Origin of the sequence: Leptospira noguchii serovar Panama str. CZ214, from assembly GCF_000306255.2 — a bacterium.
Taxonomy (GTDB): Bacteria; Spirochaetota; Leptospiria; order Leptospirales; family Leptospiraceae; genus Leptospira; species Leptospira noguchii.
Genome location: NZ_AKWY02000006.1, coordinates 1 through 19,820, shown reverse-complemented (window position 1 = coordinate 19,820; position 19,820 = coordinate 1). Strand labels below are relative to the sequence as shown.

Below are 19,820 nucleotides of genomic sequence, written 5' to 3'. Positions count from 1 at the left end.
CAATCGATTTCTCCCGCTCTAATTTTACAAGAAAAACTAATTTAAAAAATCCATTTCCGTTTGAATCGGAACCGAAAAATAGAAATTCAAAGAATTTATTTTCTAATCAAATAAGATTTCATTTTGAAATGCCAATTCAATTTCAAACCAAGATATTTACTTTTAAAAGAAACATTTCTATTTATAATTTCCAAAAAATACGTTCCCTTGAATTTACATTTTCACTTTCCTATAAACAACACAATAGACTTAGGGTAAAACATCCAAAATGACCCACATTTATATAAAGTGCCACTTACCCAAACACAAAACACATTTATAAAATAAAAAAATCCTAATCTTTCAAAAAATAGGATTTAAACGATTAGAATTCAAAAGTGAATTTTTAGAGCGGCTTATTTGATTCATTAGAGTTGTTGAAAACTCCATAATGACAATTAACAAAACTGCTTCAATCGACCGTTTCCATAAAACAGAAATAGATGGAGAATTCATTTTTCAACAACTCTATTGTAATAATCCTAAAAATGGAACATATTACGTCCTATATTTTTCATTCCTTTTTCATTTACGAAACAACTTCGATTCTGTTTTCTGTACATTAGATCCTATGTCCGAAAGTAATGTAAAACATCTGATTTCCTGGGAAGATTGGTCGGATTCAGAAATTCTGGATTTACTCGACTTTGCAATCCACGTAAAAAAAAATCGAGTGAACTACGCAGGCCACATGAGCGGACGATCCTTGGCCATGTTATTTCAAAAAACTTCTACAAGAACCAGAGTTTCTTTCGAAGTGGCTATGACAGAAATGGGAGGTCACGGAATTTATCTGGATTGGATGGCGTCTAACTTTCAACTTTCCGATATTGATTTAGAAGCAAGATACCTTTCTAGAAACGTTTCTGTCATCATGGCACGTCTGAAAAAACACGAGGACCTTCTTACAATGAAAAACGGTTCTCAGGTACCGTTGATCAACGGTTGTGATAACATGTTTCATCCTTGCCAGTCTCTCGCAGACATTATGACGATCGCACTTGATCAACCGGAAATTCCACTCAATCAAATTCAGCTGACTTATGTAGGAGTTCATAACAACGTAGTCAATTCTCTGATCGGAATCACTTCGGCGCTTGGAGTCCACCTTACACTAGTTACACCCATTGCAGAAAAAGAGAATATTCATTCTCAAACCGTGGAAAGGGCCAGGTCCAAAGGAACTCTCTCTTGGGAAGCAAATCTGGAAAAAGCGATTCAAAACGCAGACTACGTTTATACGGACACTTGGTTGGATATGGAATTTTTCAACGATCCTTCCTATGCGGACAAGAAAAAACAAAGAATGGAACTTATGATGCCTTATCAGATCAATTCTTCTTTGTTAGAAAAAACAAACGCGAAAGTCATGCACGATATGCCCATCCATGCGGGTTACGAAATTACAAGAGAAGTTGTACTTGGGTCTAGATCCATCATTTTTCAGCAGGCGGAAAATCGTTTAGACGCTCAGAAAGCGGTCATTCTGAAACTACTAGAAGCTTGATCTACTGAAAATCGATTTACATAGTCCCGCATTTCCGAAATCTGTATTTAGTTAAATACTTTTCAACTTCACTAGTAAGATCACGTATTTTCAATCCGAGCAATGTGAAATTGAAACAAATCAGAATTAAAGGTACTTCCATGTCTAAATTGACTCATCCAAGAGAAGCGCTCTTCGAAGGAGAAAAGCCCTTCCCGATCATTCCTGCCTGCGAACACTTTGCAGGTTCCGAAAAGTTAATTACAAAAGCACTCGAACTTCAAAACAAACTAGGTGGTCTTTTCGACATCACGATGGACTGCGAAGACGGCGCACAAACCGGAAAAGAAAAAGAACACGCGGAATTAATCGTTCGACTCCAAAATAGCGAACTCAACAAACATAAAATGAGCGGGGTTAGAATCCACGATTATACAAATCCTTTCTGGAAACAAGACGTAGACATCATCGTTCCTGGAGCGGGAGAAAAGATCGCATACATTACAATTCCAAAACCTACCCGTGCGGCTCAGGTTGAGGAAATGATCGCATACATTCAAAAAACGGTTCAAAAAGCGGGAATCAAAAGAGAAATTCCAATTCACGTTTTGATCGAAACCAATGGAGCGCTTCAAGAAGTGGAAAAAATCGCGGCTCTTCCTTGGTTACAAGTTCTTGATTTCGGTTTGATGGACTTTATTTCGGGACACCACGGAGCCATTCCAGCTTCTTGTATGAAAAGCCCTGGACAATTCGAACACGAACTTTTAAGAAGAGGAAAAGCCAACTTAGTAGCGGCCGCTCTTGCAAACGGAGTGATTCCGGCTCACAACGTAACTTTAGATCTTAAAAATCAATACCAAACGTATAAAGATGCAAAACGCGCCCATGACGATTTTGGTTTTTTAAGAATGTGGTCTATTTATCCGACTCAGATTCAAGCAATCTTGGATGCAATGGCTCCGGATTATAGCGAAGTTCAAACTTCTGCGGAAATTCTAATACAAGCGCAAAACGCGGAATGGGGACCAATCCAATACGCGGGAGATCTTCACGATCGCGCGACTTATAGATACTTTTGGGAAATTTTGCAAAAGGCTAAATTAACTGGAATTTCCATCCCAGAAGAGGCCAACAAAAGATTTTTCAGTTAATTCTAATTTTAGAATTTTCTAAATTACAAAAGCCGCAAGTAATTGCGGCTTTTTTTATTAAAACAAGCTTTAGGCAGAAAATTCGGATTCAGTATATTAAATTTCTATAAAATATTTTTTTATAAATTTATCACTAAAACAAAGTGGATTTAATTGTAAATAAATCAGAAAAAATCTTCTACAAACATCAATTACCATAAAATAACGTGAGCAGGGCGTAATAAAATTAGGGCGAATCCGGCTTGCCACAGGCAGCCGGACCAGGGCTCTCAGCTTCGGTCAAGTTATTGTGAAACTACAGAATCAGATTCAATTTTCATAAAATACCAATAACTTGATCCCACAACGCGACCCATAGGAAAGCGTTTTGCTGAGTTAACGCTTTAGTTCATTCATCGATCCCTTTCGTGTTATATCGAACTCACGTTAAAATAAGCATCCAAGTTTTTAAACTGTGATCGTCTCATTGTTCAAATTAACAGTAACAATCCATTCAATGTTTTTATTCTTTTTTAAGAAAAATTACGGATTTTTATTAATTCTCATTAATGTGTTTTTACTTTTACAAATTTTGTTCTAAGAACACCACTCAGCACAAAATTCGAAAAACCAAATTTAAAAAGAAATGTTACACTTAGGCAAAAGGCGTTTGATTCTTTCTTTTTCTTCCGAGGGAAATTGGTTTCCTTCTAAACTAAGACTTTCTAATTGTTTTAAGGCTGCGATTTGTTTTGGTAACTTAGTAAGTTGGTTTTTTTCTAAATATAATTCTTTTAAATTTTTTAAATTTCCTATTTCAGGGGGTAGTGATATAAGTTGATTTCTGCCTAAAACTAAATTACGTAAATTTTTCAAATTGCCTATCTCTTTGGGAAGTGTTGTAAACTGGTTATCATGTAAATAAATTTCTATTAAACCTTCCAAGTTTTTAATTTCTTGCGGGAGTTTTGTGAGTTCATTTGTACTTAAATGTATACGCTGTAGTTTTTTTAAGTTCCAAATTTCTTGCGGTAATACTTTGAGTTGATTTCTGCTTAAATATAATTCTTTTAAATTTTTTAAATTTCCAATTTCCTTTGGAAGTGTTTTCAGTTTGTTCCATTCTATTGACAGTTCTTTTAGGTTTTTTAAATTTCCTATTTCTTTAGGAATTGTTTCAAGTCTGTTTACATTTAAAGACAACACCTGTAAGTTTTTTAAATTTCCTATTTCAGAAGGTAGAGTTGTAATTTCGTTTGTGTTTAAAGATAATTCTTTTAAATTTTTTAAGTTTCCAATTTCCTTTGGAAGTGTTTTCAGTGGATTTTCTTCGTTATCTCTATATTTTAAAATAAACACATCCTTAGGATTTTTAAATGCTTTTTCTAAATCGGTATATTCTCCTGGTTTCAATGGAAGTTTACAAAAAAAACCTAATAAAACGAAAACGATATATACAATCTTTTGCAAGTTTCTACCATTTTTCGAATCATTAAAAATCATTGAACTTCAGTTCCTTCAAAGGTAAGTTTTGTAGAATCAACGCTCAACAACGGACCTAGTTCATAAATATTTTTATATCCATAAGCTTTCAAAGAAACAAACGTAGATAAGTTAAGAGAAGCCGCAGGCGCTTTAGAGGCGAACGCTTCGGGACTTCCTGTAAAATTATTATTGCAGTATATTAGGATTTTAGAATTCATGTTGGGAATTACTTTTGCGAGAGTTTCTTTTGTAAATTCCGTAAACGGAAGACTGATCGCGCCTTTAATATGTCTCAACTTATAACGAGACTCACTTCGAGCATCTAAAAGAACTACTTCCTCATCTTGAATCATTTTTAAGAAATCCTCTTCCGTGAGACGTTTTACCTCTCTTTCTTCTGCAGAAGAATTGACTATATTTTGAAATTTTCTGTAATCGATAAGTCGGTTTGAAATTGAATTTCGTTTTGTTTTTATCAAATTATTTTCCTGTCCAATTAAAATTACACAAAAGCAAAAATTAAATAATAAAAAATAAAGTATTTTCATAAAAACTTTTTCCTTACCGAGTATTGATGATTAAAATCTATTTGAATTTTTTAATTGTCAATTGATTTCCATGAATAAAAGTCAAGTTTATCGTAACATGTTTAAAGGAAAATTTTTCAAAATCAATTTTGCACGTTACTCAAAACCATAAAATAAAATTCTAATTTTTATTGAAAAAGCTAGTTTAAGTGCAAATATTAGACACTTATCTTGTTTATCGCTTTTGAGAATTGCTTAATAAGCTGTCAAAAATTTAGCCTTTAAATGGTAATTCATCCATAAATTTTCATTACGCAAACATCAACAGGTAATCCTTAAATATAAGGAAACTCTTATATGAAATATTTTTTCTCATCCATTGCACTCGTTTTATTTTTTATCGGAAATAGTTTAAATTCTACAAAAACAAAATCTTGTTTTACTACTTATCCAGAAGTATTAGTCAGAGATTTCCCCAGTATATCCGGAAAAAAAGTTCGTATCATTAAACAATCCATTCCTTTAGAAATTTTAGAAAGCTCTCCTACTTTAGAAGAAATTAAAATACGAAATCGTAAAGTTCAAAGTAATTGGGCAAAAGTATCGGATGGATGGATCTTTGGCGGCCTAATCCAATGTATACCCAAGATATTTTTTGCTTACCCTACTTCCTATCACGAAAAAGAACTACCTTTTTCTCCATCGGATCGAACTAACTGGATTGCAATTTACTTTCAAAAAGAAAGTTATTTTAGAAAACAAATTTCAATCGATTTAAAAAGAGAACATGACGCAGTAATTGACGAAAATGAAAAAATGAATACCGGTTATAAAATCGATGTTATAGACAATCCAATTGTGCTCATCAAAGGACTTACTTTTAAAGAAGGTAATTTTCCTACTATCTCTAAAAAAGTTCCGTTAGAATTAGAATTCGGTAAATCTTATAAGTTTACTTTTGGAAAGTACAATTATACAATTACTTCCAAAGGTAAATACATTCAGTCGTCTGAAATAAATGATTATCAATTAGTCCTTCGTAAAAACAACGCAGAAATGCTCATTGATTCACGCGTTTACAGATCCGAAAAACCTATTTTAGTTTTCGCAGGGGACATTGATGGAGATGGGGAATTAGATTTTATCTTTGACTTAAAAGATCACTATAATGTTTCTAACGAACATCTATACATTTCATCCAAAAAAACAAACGACTTTTTTGTAGTCCCAGTCGCTGCTAATTGGAATACAGGTTGTTAAATGTTATACAAAAGACAGAATAGCAGAACAGAATTTTCTAAAAATATCAATCAACTATATTATAACTTTATAAAATATTAATCTGCAATTACTTTACAAAGAAAAACAAGAACACTATCGTTTACTATCTTTAGCCTTCTATCATAAAAAAATTCTCGCAAAAAGTTAGGCAACAAACAAATCTCTCTTTGTTTAATTCTAACTACTAGAAAAATTTTATTTTGAAAATTTTTCTAGTAGTTTTGTAATTAACTCGTTTAAACTCTTTTCAACGTGATCCCAGGACTTTTTATTCATGGGCTCTAAAGGCATTTTTTTATCGAGTTGTTTGTATCGATCGAAACTATCTCTTGCATATTCTAAATATTTTTTAGGATCGATTCCTAACTTTTCTAATGGACCTTCGTTTTTAATATAAATCGAAGCCAATTTTTCGACGTATTCGTCTTGTAAAAAATAATATCGAATGTCTAGTTTAACGTCTTCTATGGCTTTATAAATTTTAGAAACCTGAGGTTCTTTTTTTTCCGTTGAAGATTTCTCAGAAACATTTTCAGAAGTCTGAGATTTTTCATTATTTTGCGATTGTTCAGAAGAGGGGTTCCTCTTCAGCATCTTTTCCAATTTCTCGCGTTTTAAAATATCAAATAAAGCGCTTTTCTTATTTTGAGTCACGATCACACCCTATCTTTAAATTCACCTTTCAATTTTCTTATCGGTAGGTATAAGTACACCCACGATTACTATTATTTTATAAGACGAATTTTCAGTGAAAAAACCATTTTTCAGTCCAACTCAAAAAAAGATTCTCATCTCTTAAGTGTATATTTATAATCAAACATCAATTGAAATAGAATCATTAGAATTAAAGTTAGGAAGATTTTTCTGAATTTATTTTCAATTTTCTTAAAGCACAATTAGGAAGCCATTCACAACGAAGACAAAAAGCATCTTGGGGTTGAAAAGTAGGAGGTGGACATAAATTTACATTCGTTTGTTGTAATGGAGTCAATATATCTTCCTGATCGGAGTAGGAAATTTTTTTAGAAAGTTCGTCTAACAATTTCAGATTTTTTTGGGTCTGAAAATCCAAATCTTCGCTCAAAGAACGTGTTTTAAGTTTAGATACTGTATCCTCCAAATCTTTCTTTTTAGGAAAAATCTTTCCAAAGTTATTTTTTAAAATCAAAGGAGCTATAAGAGTAGCACCAATCGCCCCTCCTAAATGACAGGAATTGCTTACTACAAAAGGAGAATGAAAATAATAAACCGCAACGAAATCGGCTACAAAACCGCCGCCCACAAAAATCCAAGCCGCATAACGCGCTTTCATTCTAAAAAAAATGAGAAACACTTCCGTTTCAGGAAATAAAATTCCGAACAAAACAAGTATCCCAGTCACTCCACCGCTCGCTCCTAACGTCGTTGTCTGAAAGAGATCCATAGGATAATGAATTCCTAATATTTCATTTAGAACCGGCGCGAGCAAAACCATAACTCCTCCGGTTAAAACCGCTGTAAGATATATAACGGTAAACTTCCACGCAGAAACATATTTACAGATCAAACCACCAAACATTACAAACACGTACATATTGAAAAATAAATGTATAAACGGAATTCCGTACACCTCGTGTAAAAATCCGTAGGAAAGAACTTGCCAATAGTGTCCGTGAAATACTCTAAAAGGGGTTAACGCAAAATAATATTCTATAATTCCGGTCCCGCCAGCAAAAAGTTGAAGGATATAAACGAGAACATTTATAATTAAGATTAAATTGATCGGATGAAAAATGGAATAACCGAAAAGAGATATTCCATTTCGGTATTTTCTTTTTGCCATATTGGATAGAATACGAATTGTGGTCAGAGAGTCAAGCAAGGCTAATCCGGGGCAAATTTGCCCCGGGTTTCCACATTCTCCGGGAGAAGGAGAATGATTTTTCAATCACATTCTTTAAATCGAAAAATCGTGTCTCAACCTTTAGAGTCGGAAAGAAAAAAATGCAGGAATCAGGACTAAAACCAATTCTTTGGAAAAACAAAGAACTTATACTTTTAGATCAAAGAGTTCTTCCGGGAACCACTTCATACATCACGGCAAAAACCTTAGAAGACTGTATTTTTGCAATCCGAGAAATGGTAGTCCGAGGAGCCCCCGCAATTGCGATCACAGGTGCTTTTGGTATTACTTTGTATTGGAACAGTCTTGTCTCAAAACCATCCTTCTCCGAACTCAAATTAAAACTTTCAGATCTTTTAGAATCCAGACCTACCGCAGTCAACCTAAGACTCGCCATCGAAGAATTTTATTCCCGTTTTCCGGAATCTAATTATTCTTCCTTTAGTTTGGAAGAAATACAAAAAGGCGCAGAAGAATTGGCGTTATTTATGCTCAAAGAAGATTTAGAAAACAATCTGACTCTTTCTAAACACGCCCTTTCTATTTTTCCAAAACAACCTTCTTCCTTGAACATCATCACTCACTGTAATACAGGAGCACTCGCTACAGCAGGACACGGAACCGCGTTAGGTGTTATACGATCTCTTAGAGATGCTGGACACTCTCTTACCGTTTTTGCAGACGAAACCAGACCTTACCTTCAAGGAGCCCGTCTAACTGCTTGGGAATTAAAAGAAGAAAAAATCGAATCTTTTCTGATCACGGACAATATGGCCGGTTGGGTCATGTCTTCCAGAAAGATAGACGCAGTCATCGTCGGTGCGGATAGGATCGCTTCTAACGGAGACACCGCCAATAAAATCGGAACCTATCCTTTAGCAATCGTAGCCAAACACCACGGAGTTCCTTTTTATGTGGCCGCTACAGCTAAAAGTATGGATTTTAAAATTCCAGATGGCAGTCACATTCCAATTGAAATGAGAAAAGAAGATGAAATCACTTCGTTTGGTTTTTTAAAAGATTCAGATGGAAAACCACTTTTAAAAGAAGGTGTGATCGCTCCTAAAGGAATGAAGGCGCTCAATCCATCCTTTGACATAACCCCAGCTTCTCTCATCACCGGTATCATTACAGAAAAAGGAATTGTTTCTCCAGTTACGGAAGAAAATCTTAAAAAGGTTTTTCAATCGATCTAAGTTCTATATTTGCTCTTTTATAAAGATTCGACAAAATCAAACTTATGTTTCGTTTCACTTTGAAATTTTCAATTTTCAGAATTTTAATACAAGAAAAATAGACCTATTCTTTATATTAGAGTTGTTGCAAAATTAACTCCCCATCTACTTCTGTTTTATGGAAACAGTTTTGTTAAATACTATTATGGATTTTTTCAACAACTCTATTGTATTATATTTCTTTAATACAATTTATTGACTGAAGCTAAAAGTACGGCCCGGATTTGCCCAATCTTTTTTATGCAGAGTTTACGTTAGAAGTGCAAACAATTGGTTACTTTATTTTATAGTTCCAAATAGTTTCAGGTATATCAATACGACCTAATTCTGTTTTCATAGATCACATATTAAACTCATATAGGTATGTACAAAGTAGGTTTTGGGACAAGCTTCAAATTAAAAAACTATTTTGTTTGAAGTGCAACCATGACCGCTTTTTCTTGACCTGGTTCAAATACCATCATAAAAGAAGACTGAAACTTAATGATCTTTTCTATTTGTCTTCTGTAATGTATTACGGCGCCAGGGTACGCCCCCTTTTGAACTGCAAGCCTTACCGCACCCGAATTAAAACGAGAACTTTTCAGACTGTCTTGTTTGAATTTTAGCATATTCAAAATCTTTAATTTTTTGTTATAATCTTCAAATACAACTTTAAAAGCGATCTTTTTGTCTTCGGGAATGTTTCCTCTGAAACGTTGAACCATATGTTTGATCTGTTGGATCTTAGGGAGAATTTTTTCCATTTCTTTTTCTCCCATTTGGATCTTTCTACTGATTTCTTGAAAAGAACGGTCGTTTTTAAAATGAAATCCTAACTCTACAGTAACGTCCAATTCTGCACTGGAACCTAAAGAAACGACTGAAATACCTTCGTTAGTTCTGATCTTACTCGAAACCAGATTCCCATTCTGTCCGTTCAAAATGATAGAACCCAAAGTATCGATCGTAGAATTTAAAATTGCACCTTCTACGATTATATCCCCTTCGGTTTCTAAAGAAGCGTTTTCTATAAACTTAGTTTGAATTTGCCCAGTAACCAAAATGATTTCAGCACCACCCGAACCCTTAATTCCTCCATGAACAATTAGATCCTGTCCTACTTTGATCTGATTACTTTCTAAATTTCCATAAACTACAAGCGAAACCGGTACATTCTACAACAGAACCCGGCTCTACGTCACCCCGAACGATTACGTTTCCATCAAACTGAATATTTCCTGTAGAAAGTCCTACATTTCCAGCAATCTGCAATTCAGGAGATACAGTGATCGATACTTCCGTAGCAAAAAGGACTCCGTTACTCGTAGCAAAATATTCCTGAAGGTTTTTACCTTCTTCCAGAACGTTTTTTTCTTCGATATGATTCCCAATTACAAGTTTAGGTTTTTTAATCGGAGGTGCTGGAATGATATTTCCAAATACGTCAAAACCTGGGACTCCGGGAATCCCTTCGAATTTAGTGGCGAGTTTTTCGCCTACTTTCACATTGATATAACGATCTATATTTCTAAAATCGGCCCTGCCATCTTCCAACAACTTAACTCGTTTGGACATTGGATGATAAAAACGAACCCAGCCGTTTTCTCCTGGAACGGGAGCAACACCCTTTGCAATCTCCATTTTAATCGGAGTAAAATCTCCCTTTTGTGCCGCTCTTTCTAATAAATTTAAAATTTTTCGAACCTCATCGGTTAAAACTCGATCACTATGGATTCCCCAGTTTTGGATGACACTCCAAAGTTTATCTTTAGATAAGGTTTCCCCTTTTAGATTGTAAGGTCTAACGGTAATCGTTGCGGAAAGTTGGTCCTGAGAAACCACAATTGTAATCGCGGAGTCAATGGAAACAGGAGAAATTTGAGGTTCTGGTGTATTCATAGGCTTCTCGTTCGCATTCATTGTATTTCAATCTTTCAGTCATAAAACTAAGTCTCTTATCTCTAGAGAAATCGGAAACTCAAATGTAATATATATTGTTCCGTTGAAATGAAACTTATTTTTTACTTATATTCCTGTCCCAAAATTGAAATTTTATACTAAAAAAAGAAACTCACCTAAGAAACAACAAACTTCGTTTCTGTTTTATATCAAAATAAACCCTTTTCCAACAGAAAACCTTCTGAGAAAAGAATTTGTACCAACATATCGACTAAGCTAAGACGAAAAACAACTTAGAAATCCACATCTAAAAAACAGATTTCAAATATTCTCCCCAAAACATGGCCATAGGAAAAATTTCATTTAGACTAGAATAAAACGGTCTGTGATCTCCATGTGTAAGTAGACCTGTTTCTAAAAAAGAAACATTTTGATTTCCATTTTTTAAAAGTAACTCTCTAAGATCCTTGGATTCTTGAGCAGAAATCACCGGATCATCGTCTCCGTGAAGTAAAAAACAAGGTCTGTAAAAATGATCCGTAAAAAATGCAGGAGAAGTTTCTTTTGCAAACGTTTCCGGAACAATGGATTTAATTTCAAGCGCCAGTTGATTTCTAAAAGTGGAACTTTCCAAAAACCTGTTTAAGAAATTTTTATCTTCTTCGTTCAAATCCAAAAAAACTTTTGGCCCTTTCAACTCTTCACCTTCTCTTGAAAGTCCGTTATCCAAAGAAGATTCTAAAAAATATTTTTTTAGACCTTCTGGTTTAGAACGAATCAGATGAATGTAATTATACATCATCACATTTACGGCGTAACTTTCGATCTCGTAATTTTTCAATACATAGGGTAACGTTTTTACAAAATCGGAATAACTTCCGATCAAAAGAACAGAACTAAGAACTTTTTGACATTCAGAATTTGCCAAAGCGACAAAACCCATTCCAGCAGAAAAACTTGCGGAAAGATACGAGACCGGACATTTTTCCAAGGAATGAATTTTAAGAAACGCAGCTTTTATATTTGAAATCGTTTCGGAACGAATCAAAAGATTTTTTACTTCCGTAAGTTCTGGAAGATAAACTCTAAATCCTCGATTGGCTAGATTGTTTCCCAAAGCTAAAATTCGAACGTCGTCGATTCCTTTAAAACTCATTCCGTGTTGTAGATAAATTACAGGCTTTTTAGAGTTTCCTGGATTTTCCAAAACCTTCGTTCTCAAAGAAACCGAGTCGTCTAAATCCAAACTAATTTCAGTTATATTTGTTTGTTTAGGATTTTTTAAACCGGAATAATCGATCAAAAATGGGAATCCGCGAATGGCGCTGAAAAAGTTCATCGGCATTGCAGATTTTAGTCTTCGCTAAAAATCTCTACAAATTTTTTTGCTCAATTCGTTTTTTTAAATTGAAATCGATACGAATCGTATTCAGGGTTTCTCAATTTTTTCTTTGTTTAAATTGTTTTGTAGTTTGTTCACTTTGGCTGCTTTTTGTTCGCGTAAAATGTCTTCGATTCTGAAATTCCAAAATCTTTGCCGTTCCGGATTTGCGACTGCGGCCTTCCGAAACCAATCTATCGCCTCGTCTAAATAACCGTTGTTTTTTCAGCACCCATTGATTGGTGAGTGCTATTATAAAAGTTACACAGTATAATTGGCGAATCGAAAACAAAAAATTCTTTGGATCAAAAAAACTTTAAAAATCTCTAAAATTTTTTCATAAGTAAAATGAGATATACTCTTCCCAAGTATTGTTTTGCTTTTGAGTCTTTTAAAAAATAGATCAGTATGTATTGTCTGTAGGTTTCTAAATCCACTTGTACTAATTTATGATTGAGCATTTCCGGCGGCAAAAGATCGGTTTTAAATCTTCCTAGTTTTATTTCTGTAATTAGTAAACCACAGATCTGATTGGCAAACTCCATCAAAATAGAAGGCGCATCCGCTCTTACTGTAGGATCTATGTGAAAAGATTTAGCCACCATAGGAAGTAACTTCAATTTCGTATAACCGTCCATGGCGAGAAATAGTTTTCCTTCTATTTCTCCTTTAAATTCTACCATCGTACAATTTTCGTAACAAAGCCCCTCGTTTTTAGAAGGTCCAAATGCTTCTCTGATTGCGGTTATGTTTAAAGTTTTATCCAGATATTCCGGAAAGATCTGAGAGATCGTAAGAATAAATTTTTCGTCGAGTAGTGGATCTATACTCACAGACAAATATACCGGTTCGGTCCTTCTTCTATGGCAAGTCCAAGCGCCTTTCTTGCGTTAGACGACCATTCTTCCCTACTTTCCTCTAAAACGGAAATTCCCAAATTGAGATCCGCCGGGTGATTTTCCTTTTGTAAGGATTCAACGAGTTCGTTTAGTTTTTCACTGAAAAAATCCCATTCTCCCATAGAAACAAAAAAAGCCAGTCTATCTTTTCGAATCCTATAAAAACGTACCTGCTTATGCAACAATTTGCACGTCCATAAGGAGATCCATTTCAAAACATAAGGATACGGCGAATCGGTTTGAATACTTGCAAAAATTAGAATATTATCATCTACTCGAACTTTATCCAATTCGAACGCGTGTAAATTTCCAAATCCTGTTTCAGGATCGGAAGACTCAAATTGTACAGAAACCTGTTCCTCGTATTCTTCCTTCCAGGATTGAAACTCTCTTGGTTCCAATTGACTCCATTCGTTTTGAGATATTTTGAGATAACCAAAAGGTAACGAAGTTCCCAGTGGAATAAATACAGAACGATCCGAAAAAGAGATTCTTCCTTCTACAATTTCTTCCAGACTTTTTTCAGTCAGAATACTTTCCTCCGGAGATTCAGGAATATGAAATACTTTTCCTTTTCGAGAAGCCAAAAGAAAAGATACTTCTCCGCTTAAAAAATAAATTTCCGCTCCGTTTAGCCTAGATCCAAGTTTTTCTAAAAATTTCTGATGGGCACGGATCAATTCAGGGTGAGTTGGAACTTCTCGTTTCCAAATTTTATCGATCCAGGTTTTGTTGGACCTTAGAATTCCAGAGTTTATGTTTTTTTCAGTTTGAGTTTCGTTTCTTAAATTAGAACTTTCGGTTTTTATTTTTTCAAAACGAACTTCCGAATTTGAAATTTGGTCTTGAACGTTTATAATTTCTGTAGTCGAATCCGTTTTGTTTTCGTTTTGTTCGTTTAAAGTAGAGCGACTGAAAGTTTTTTGCGAACTTTCCTTTAAAACAAGGCCAAACAAAAGTAAAAGAGAAATCGAAATTCCACCGAAAACCAACGTATCTCCGGTAAATAGATTTTTATTTATGTTTGTCTGCACATCAAACATACAACTAAAAAAAACGAAAATGATTCCTAAATATTGGATTTTCATAAGCAGACTGCCGTTAATATATTTAACGGGCAAATTCCCAAACCTCTGAATTAATTTTTATGAAGTTATACAATGAATTGGCAGAATTCTATTTCGACATCGAAAAACCGTCTCGTAAGATCGATTCGGAAGCCAGATTTTTAGATCGTATCTTTAGAAAACACAGGATCATGTCCATTTTAGATATGGGTTGTGGTACGGGAGAACACGTTCGTTATTTTCAATCTTTAGGTTATAAACCCAAAGGTATCGATTCTTCTTCTAAAATGATCGAAGTCGCTAAAAAAAGATATTCTCATTGTAAGTTCGACGTTTCTCCGATGCAATCCTATCAATCCGGAGTCCTTCTCGATTGTGTTATCAGTTTATTCGGTTCGTTTAACTACCTTTTGACGAACGAAGAAATAGACGCTACTCTCAAACTTATCGAACAAAATTTGAAACCCGCTGGTTTAGCGATTATTGAAGTCTGGAACGCAGAACCTCTCAGAGCGATTAAAAGAAAACCGATCTCTCCCGTGGCTCAAATCAAATCCCAAAACGCTACAATTCAGAGAAATCGTGGTTTTCGTTTAGTAAGAGCAGATACCTCTACGATGGTGGAAGTCAATTATATCTACCAAATCAATACAAAGGAAGTAAGAGATAAACACGTTATGCGCGTTTTCTATCTGCCAGAAATAGAAAGAATGATCCTCAGACATAAATTTGAAATTATGCACGTTTATTCCGGTTTTAACGAAGCCAAATTCAAAAATTCTGCGGGTAGAATGATTCTCGTTTTGAAAAAAAAGAATTCTTAAATGAACCTCTTTTTCTTTTATCTTTTGGAATATAACTTCTTTCTAAAACGATCTTTAACATCCGCTTGATTTTTTAAATTGGTTATGCGATTCTTGGTTCATGGATCGAGATTTAGAAAATTTAAAAGGGCAAATCATCTCTCTTGTACACCCTCGAAAAATAATTCTAATCTTGACTATTACAGTTTACTCTATGCGCGAGATCTTGCAGGATCATTTTCTTGTCTTTTTGTACATTGTAATAGCCTTCCATCGAAAAAACAAGGTTTATGTACGTGATCAACATCGCAAACCCAAGCATCAAGAGAATATGAGACGGAATTTTGTATGATTGCTATTTCGTGCAAGGTTGGGACTAATGCTGACTTGTTACAAAAATATTAGTAAAATTTAAAGATATTAGATCGGTTGAATCAATAAAAAAATGAATAAACTCTTCCACTTCACCTTGGAGTTCTTCGATCTCATTGCTATTAAACTGTAATAACGAAACCCTTCCATCCTTGCTATAATCGGCTCCGGCTTTCAATATGCTTCCGCCAATTCTGGATCTTCCCATTACTTCATAATAGTTCTCATCGTCTTCAAGTAACTCCTCAAACTCTTTAAAAGAAATAGCCCTTTCGGTTAATGGGTATGTAATTCCGACATCAAGATCAAGATGTTGGTAATCTGATGGAATTAAAGATTTTGTATCTTTTGAAAAAAGAACAACACCATACTCGGTTGTATCATCAAGTTGACAAAAAAAATATAAAATTCCTTCCGATGTTATTTCATTATCAAATTCACCGAGATTCAATTGGCATAGGAAAGGAATGTCATAACCGTTTTCACTTTTAGGATAAGATAAGCTTTCAGGTAAATCGGGGTTTCCTCCAAATTTTGATTGCCCCAATTTTAGTTCGCCTATCAAGTCAAAATTCAGGCCAATTGAATTCATTTTTTTATTTTCCTAATTGAGTTTAGAATTCATTAATATTATAAGGAACTACAAATTTTATACAATTTGGACTTAAAGCTTCTATTTTTTCTTTAGCAGTTTTGTTGAAATATACCATAGTACTCCTGGCCGCTTGGAAACATATTACTTCCTTTTGTAAAGGGAATTTCAATTGTTCAGAGCATTTAAAAAGCCAAAAATTCAAATTTCTTTTGGTGGGCTTATGATTTAAAATAACAGGTAACGCTTTAAAATCTTTAAACCCAAGTTCTTCAAGAACAACCATTATTGGTTCAGACATGAGAAGGCAACCGTCACTAATGGAATCCATTGCAATAGGGTCGGAGTTTTTAGGACTTTCTTTATTTGTCATTTCTATCTCAAGGATCTCGCGCTCTATTCTACCTTTTAATTCTATATTTTCGCTCAATTCTCCCGCAATCCTTCGGAGAATACCTAGATCTTTTTCTTTAATATATAGATGATCAAGACCACTCAGTATAGTTACTCCAAAATATTCTTTTGCCATCGTTCCTTCCTTTGGCTCTAAGGCCACTTGTGATATAGCTTATAATTCATTTGGAAAGTCAATTTCTTAACAATAAAAGTAATGGAAAATAACCAATCTTCGATGAAAACTATGACGACTTCACCTTTGTCAACTGTGATCTCGAACGCAATTTGATTTTAGCTTTTTCTCCGTCTCGGATTCATCGTCGATAGTAAAGATCTTAAAATGTGTAGTATTATTTTGGCTCTACATTCTGAAATATTTCTTTTTTAATTTTCTTCAAATTAAACAGGACTAACCTAGTGACGAATGAGATCTTTGTCTATCATAAATTTATGATATGGAAAATTCTCTTAAAAGTTCCAAACTATTCATTATTATTCTTTCTTTCTAACAAAACTTTTCCACCCAGCTTAATCTTTCCATTTCCATCCAAATAAGATTCTAAATAGTATTGATCACCTTTTATCCCTTGTTTAACAGCTATGCGATTATATTTATCTCGATAATAATACATTAGGGAAATAACGGCTGAACCCGTTGCCCGATCTTCCAATTTCCCTGAAAGAGGATTAAATGACCTTACTTTTAGCAAAAGCCCGTTTTTATTAAAGGAATTTTTCTTGTAAATATATATTCCATTAACATTAAATTCCTTTGATAAATTTATTATTTCATTTTCGTTAGGATGCAGTTTATCAAATTCAATTTGTTTAACCACTTCAGCAAATAATTTTTTATTCCCATTATCAATTACTGAAATATTTTTCCATTCCGAGATTGTATTTTTAAAAATTCTATCCAAATAATGAGAAATGTCTGGGCGAGGGTCCTTTTTGATTTCAGAATCAAATGCCACATAGTACATTAAATAGTCCTTATGTACTTTGTAAGCGTGTCCTTGAATGTGTAATATTGAAGAATGAGTATTATCCATTAAAAATGCAGATGCTGCAAGTATTCCATGTCCACAAAAATTCATCTTTCGTTGGCTATTGTAAAATGATACATTAAATATATCATTATCGTTTTGAATATACAATAAGACTGGAAGATTATTCATTTTAGCTATTTTAATAAGCTCGGAGTCATTCGGTATTGTGAATCCGGTTAATACACCTGCAATGTTACCCTTTTCATATACATCATTAAATACTACATATTTAGTTAATTTACTATTCATCCAAATTTAAATCCCTCGAAAAAATTTTCATTACTCATAACTACAAAATTTGCGTCTATAATAATCCGAAATTATTGGCCGCTCACATTATTTTCATGCGTTTGAATAGTAATAATAAAAGCCTAAATATATCTTATATAAGATATGAAGGTTTGATTCTTTAGCTACTTTTTAAAAACTTTTTCAATTTTATTACTCATAACTATATAATAAAGTATACCTAGTATTTTGTATGGAATCAGTGTTTTGTAATAAAATTAACGGTACTCAATTTTATAGAGATCAGTAATAGAACTTACGAGCTACTTGAATTTTTTGAATTAATTCATCTTTCAAATAAATTGCAAAACTTTTCCAGAAAACCATACTCGAACACCCATAAATTAAATTGAGATTTTTTGATTCCTCATAAAAAAATACGTACCATTTAATTTATCAAGAGGATCATCTAAATTCTTATTTCTTAGTAAAATTTCTTTTTTTGAGGCAAATTTTTATTACTACTCGGACACATGAAAATGATACTAAGAGCCGGTCTCAAAACTGTTTGTAGAGAGAAAGGGTAATAATATCAATGTGAAATGGACAAATATTATTCAGAGATACCGGATGCACTTTGGAAACAAATAGCCCCATTAATCCCGAAAGAAAATGTAAATCCGAAAGGAGGTTAGCCTAGTCACGGTTAATTGGACACATTTTTTACGCAGCATTTTCTTCAAATTCTGCAGGACTCACAAAGTCTAAGTATGAATGAGATCTCTGCCTATTATAATAAACTTCTATATGATCAAAAAGTAATTCTTCCGCTTCTTGAATTCTATAAAAGTAATCATATTCCATTTCTCTTTTCAGAGAACCAAAGAAGGACTCGGCGACCGCGTTGTCCCAACAATTTCCCTTTCTACTATTGCTCCTGCGAATTTTGTTGACGAGCAAATATTTTCGAGTTTCGTTCGAACAATAATTGGATCCTCGGTCAGAATGAAAAATCAAACCCTTGGGAGGATTTCTCAATTCGATCGCTTTGGAAAGAGCATTGCAGACTAATTTGGAATCATTAGCATTCGAAATCGACCAACCTACTACTTTCCGAGAATAAAGGTCTAATATTACACAAAGATAAATCCAACCTAAGGAGGATCTCAAAAAAGTAATATCTGAAACCCAGATTCGATTCTTCTTATTCGCTTTGAAATTCCGCCTGACTAAGTCTGGAGCAACCTGATTCCCATGATTAGAATTTGTCGTGGCAATCCGAAAGCGCTTCTCTTGTTTTCCACGAATTTCACAAAGTTTCATCACTTTTCGAACTGTTCTTGCTCCGTAAATTGAATACACTTTCTTCACTTCCCGAAGCAACCGAACCAAACCGTAATTCTTGCGATTTGTTAACCACGTTTCCCTAATGAACTCTACAAGTTCGGGATTATATTTTTCTAATTCGTTTTTGCTTCGTTTCAGAAATTGATAGTATCCTGAACGTGATACTCCTAAGACGTTAGCCATGCTTCGAATCGGAAACTCAAATCGATGAGTTTCCATGAACATCAATCGGGATTTTGTTCTCTCGAAAGCATGGCTGCAAACTTTTTTAGGATAGCGTTCTCTTCCTTGAGTTTCTGATTTTCCTTCCGTAGTTTTTTCAGTTCTTCGATCTCTTTTAACTGCTTATCCGTTGGTGGATTTTGTTGTTCCGACTTCTTCAAGTTTTCTGTTCTCCATTGTCGTAACACAAAATAACTGATTCCCAAGGACTCGGCGACTTCTTTTATCGTAAACGATCCTGAAAGCGTTCGCTTTACTGCTTGTTCTTTAAACTCCGGAGAGTATTTTCCTTTTTTATTCATTTTTCACCTTTACCTCATTTGCTGAGAAAAAGGTGTCCGTTTTTACGTAACTAGGTTAGGTCGCAATCGAGTACCAACTTTGACTTGGGTAATTAGAATTTATCCCAAAATTTCCAAATGTGATAATTTTTGTAGGAGCTATTGCATTTTATTAAAAACTTCTAAAGAATGATCATACAAATTTTTTGAGGTTTTGAAACAGGCTTTTTAGTC

At 34.1% G+C, this 19,820-nt stretch carries 15 protein-coding genes and 3 pseudogenes; 5 read left to right on the top strand and 13 right to left on the bottom strand.

Annotation, left to right across the window (positions count from 1 at the left end; all coding sequences use genetic code 11):
• Nucleotides 1-1,686 precede the first annotated feature (1,686 nt).
• Nucleotides 1,687-2,679: an HpcH/HpaI aldolase/citrate lyase family protein gene (locus tag LEP1GSC059_RS03225; protein WP_020980289.1), complete on the top strand. Its 993-nt coding sequence runs from the start codon at nt 1,687-1,689 to the stop codon at nt 2,677-2,679.
• Between the two features lie 615 nt (nt 2,680-3,294).
• Here LEP1GSC059_RS03225 and LEP1GSC059_RS03220 read toward each other — a convergent pair.
• Complete coding sequence (locus LEP1GSC059_RS03220) at nt 3,295-4,161, bottom strand: leucine-rich repeat domain-containing protein (protein WP_020980291.1); 867 nt, start codon at nt 4,159-4,161, stop codon at nt 3,295-3,297.
• Nucleotides 4,158-4,691 carry a rhodanese-like domain-containing protein gene (locus LEP1GSC059_RS03215; protein WP_017214545.1) on the bottom strand — a complete coding sequence of 178 codons (534 nt, stop codon included), beginning with the start codon at nt 4,689-4,691 and terminating at the stop codon, nt 4,158-4,160. Before LEP1GSC059_RS03215 ends, LEP1GSC059_RS03220 begins: the two co-directional genes overlap by 4 nt.
• A gap of 336 nt (nt 4,692-5,027) precedes the next feature.
• On the opposite strand from LEP1GSC059_RS03215, the gene LEP1GSC059_RS03210 reads away from it, so the two are divergent.
• Complete coding sequence (locus LEP1GSC059_RS03210) at nt 5,028-5,930, top strand: hypothetical protein (protein WP_020980276.1); 903 nt, start codon at nt 5,028-5,030, stop codon at nt 5,928-5,930.
• Between the two features lie 216 nt (nt 5,931-6,146).
• Here the strand turns inward: LEP1GSC059_RS03210 and LEP1GSC059_RS03205 are convergent, their stop codons facing one another.
• Both LEP1GSC059_RS03205 and LEP1GSC059_RS03200 read right to left on the bottom strand, forming a co-directional pair.
• Nucleotides 6,147-6,605 (bottom strand): LIC11177 family protein, encoded by a 459-nt coding sequence (locus LEP1GSC059_RS03205; RefSeq protein WP_002178759.1) that lies wholly within the window; start codon nt 6,603-6,605, stop codon nt 6,147-6,149.
• A 196-nt stretch (nt 6,606-6,801) separates the two neighbouring features.
• Complete coding sequence (locus LEP1GSC059_RS03200; protein WP_002178835.1) at nt 6,802-7,878, bottom strand: rhomboid family intramembrane serine protease; 1,077 nt, start codon at nt 7,876-7,878, stop codon at nt 6,802-6,804.
• A 56-nt stretch (nt 7,879-7,934) separates the two neighbouring features.
• Here LEP1GSC059_RS03200 and mtnA point away from each other — a divergent pair, with 56 nt between their 5' ends.
• Nucleotides 7,935-9,029, top strand: a complete 1,095-nt coding sequence (gene mtnA, locus LEP1GSC059_RS03195) for an S-methyl-5-thioribose-1-phosphate isomerase (protein WP_002178799.1) — start codon at nt 7,935-7,937, stop codon at nt 9,027-9,029.
• Between the two features lie 443 nt (nt 9,030-9,472).
• Here the strand turns inward: mtnA and LEP1GSC059_RS03190 are convergent.
• The 5 genes and pseudogenes from LEP1GSC059_RS03190 to LEP1GSC059_RS03175 form a co-directional block, all read right to left on the bottom strand.
• Nucleotides 9,473-10,970 (bottom strand): annotated as a pseudogene (locus LEP1GSC059_RS03190) (DUF342 domain-containing protein).
• Between the two features lie 286 nt (nt 10,971-11,256).
• A complete protein-coding gene (locus tag LEP1GSC059_RS03185) occupies nt 11,257-12,294 on the bottom strand; it encodes an alpha/beta hydrolase family protein (RefSeq protein WP_017214543.1) in 1,038 nt (345 codons plus the stop codon).
• A gap of 84 nt (nt 12,295-12,378) precedes the next feature.
• A pseudogene (locus LEP1GSC059_RS24950) lies at nt 12,379-12,552 on the bottom strand (tetratricopeptide repeat protein); the annotation flags it as partial.
• A 104-nt stretch (nt 12,553-12,656) separates the two neighbouring features.
• A complete protein-coding gene (locus tag LEP1GSC059_RS03180) occupies nt 12,657-13,169 on the bottom strand; it encodes a chemotaxis protein CheX (RefSeq protein WP_004448983.1) in 513 nt (170 codons plus the stop codon).
• The gene (locus tag LEP1GSC059_RS03175) at nt 13,160-14,317 is read right to left on the bottom strand and encodes a hypothetical protein (RefSeq protein WP_020980288.1); all 1,158 of its coding nucleotides are present in this window, start codon (nt 14,315-14,317) and stop codon (nt 13,160-13,162) included. Before LEP1GSC059_RS03175 ends, LEP1GSC059_RS03180 begins: the two co-directional genes overlap by 10 nt.
• Before the next feature lie 59 nt (nt 14,318-14,376).
• Here LEP1GSC059_RS03175 and LEP1GSC059_RS03170 point away from each other — a divergent pair, with 59 nt between their 5' ends.
• Nucleotides 14,377-15,120, top strand: a complete 744-nt coding sequence (locus LEP1GSC059_RS03170; RefSeq protein WP_004420807.1) for a class I SAM-dependent DNA methyltransferase — start codon at nt 14,377-14,379, stop codon at nt 15,118-15,120.
• 100 nt (nt 15,121-15,220) lie between these two features.
• Nucleotides 15,221-15,289: pseudogene (locus LEP1GSC059_RS23940) on the top strand (nucleotidyltransferase domain-containing protein); the annotation flags it as partial.
• 186 nt (nt 15,290-15,475) lie between these two features.
• Here LEP1GSC059_RS23940 and LEP1GSC059_RS03165 read toward each other — a convergent pair.
• The 4 genes from LEP1GSC059_RS03165 to LEP1GSC059_RS22750 form a co-directional block, all read right to left on the bottom strand.
• Nucleotides 15,476-16,063, bottom strand: coding sequence for a DUF1963 domain-containing protein (locus tag LEP1GSC059_RS03165; protein WP_002178741.1), 588 nt, complete (start codon nt 16,061-16,063; stop codon nt 15,476-15,478).
• A gap of 22 nt (nt 16,064-16,085) precedes the next feature.
• Entirely contained in the window at nt 16,086-16,592 is a 507-nt protein-coding gene (locus LEP1GSC059_RS03160) for a hypothetical protein (RefSeq protein WP_001051298.1), read from the bottom strand.
• A 349-nt stretch (nt 16,593-16,941) separates the two neighbouring features.
• A complete protein-coding gene (locus LEP1GSC059_RS03155; protein ID WP_017214540.1) occupies nt 16,942-17,757 on the bottom strand; it encodes a PhzF family phenazine biosynthesis protein in 816 nt (271 codons plus the stop codon).
• A gap of 702 nt (nt 17,758-18,459) precedes the next feature.
• Nucleotides 18,460-19,607, bottom strand: a protein-coding gene (locus LEP1GSC059_RS22750) for an IS3 family transposase (RefSeq protein ID WP_155243393.1) whose coding sequence is annotated in 2 segments (ribosomal slippage) — nt 18,460-19,355 and nt 19,355-19,607 — 1,149 coding nt in all. Because the reading frame shifts where the segments join, the coding sequence is not laid out codon by codon here.
• Nucleotides 19,608-19,820 lie beyond the last annotated feature (213 nt).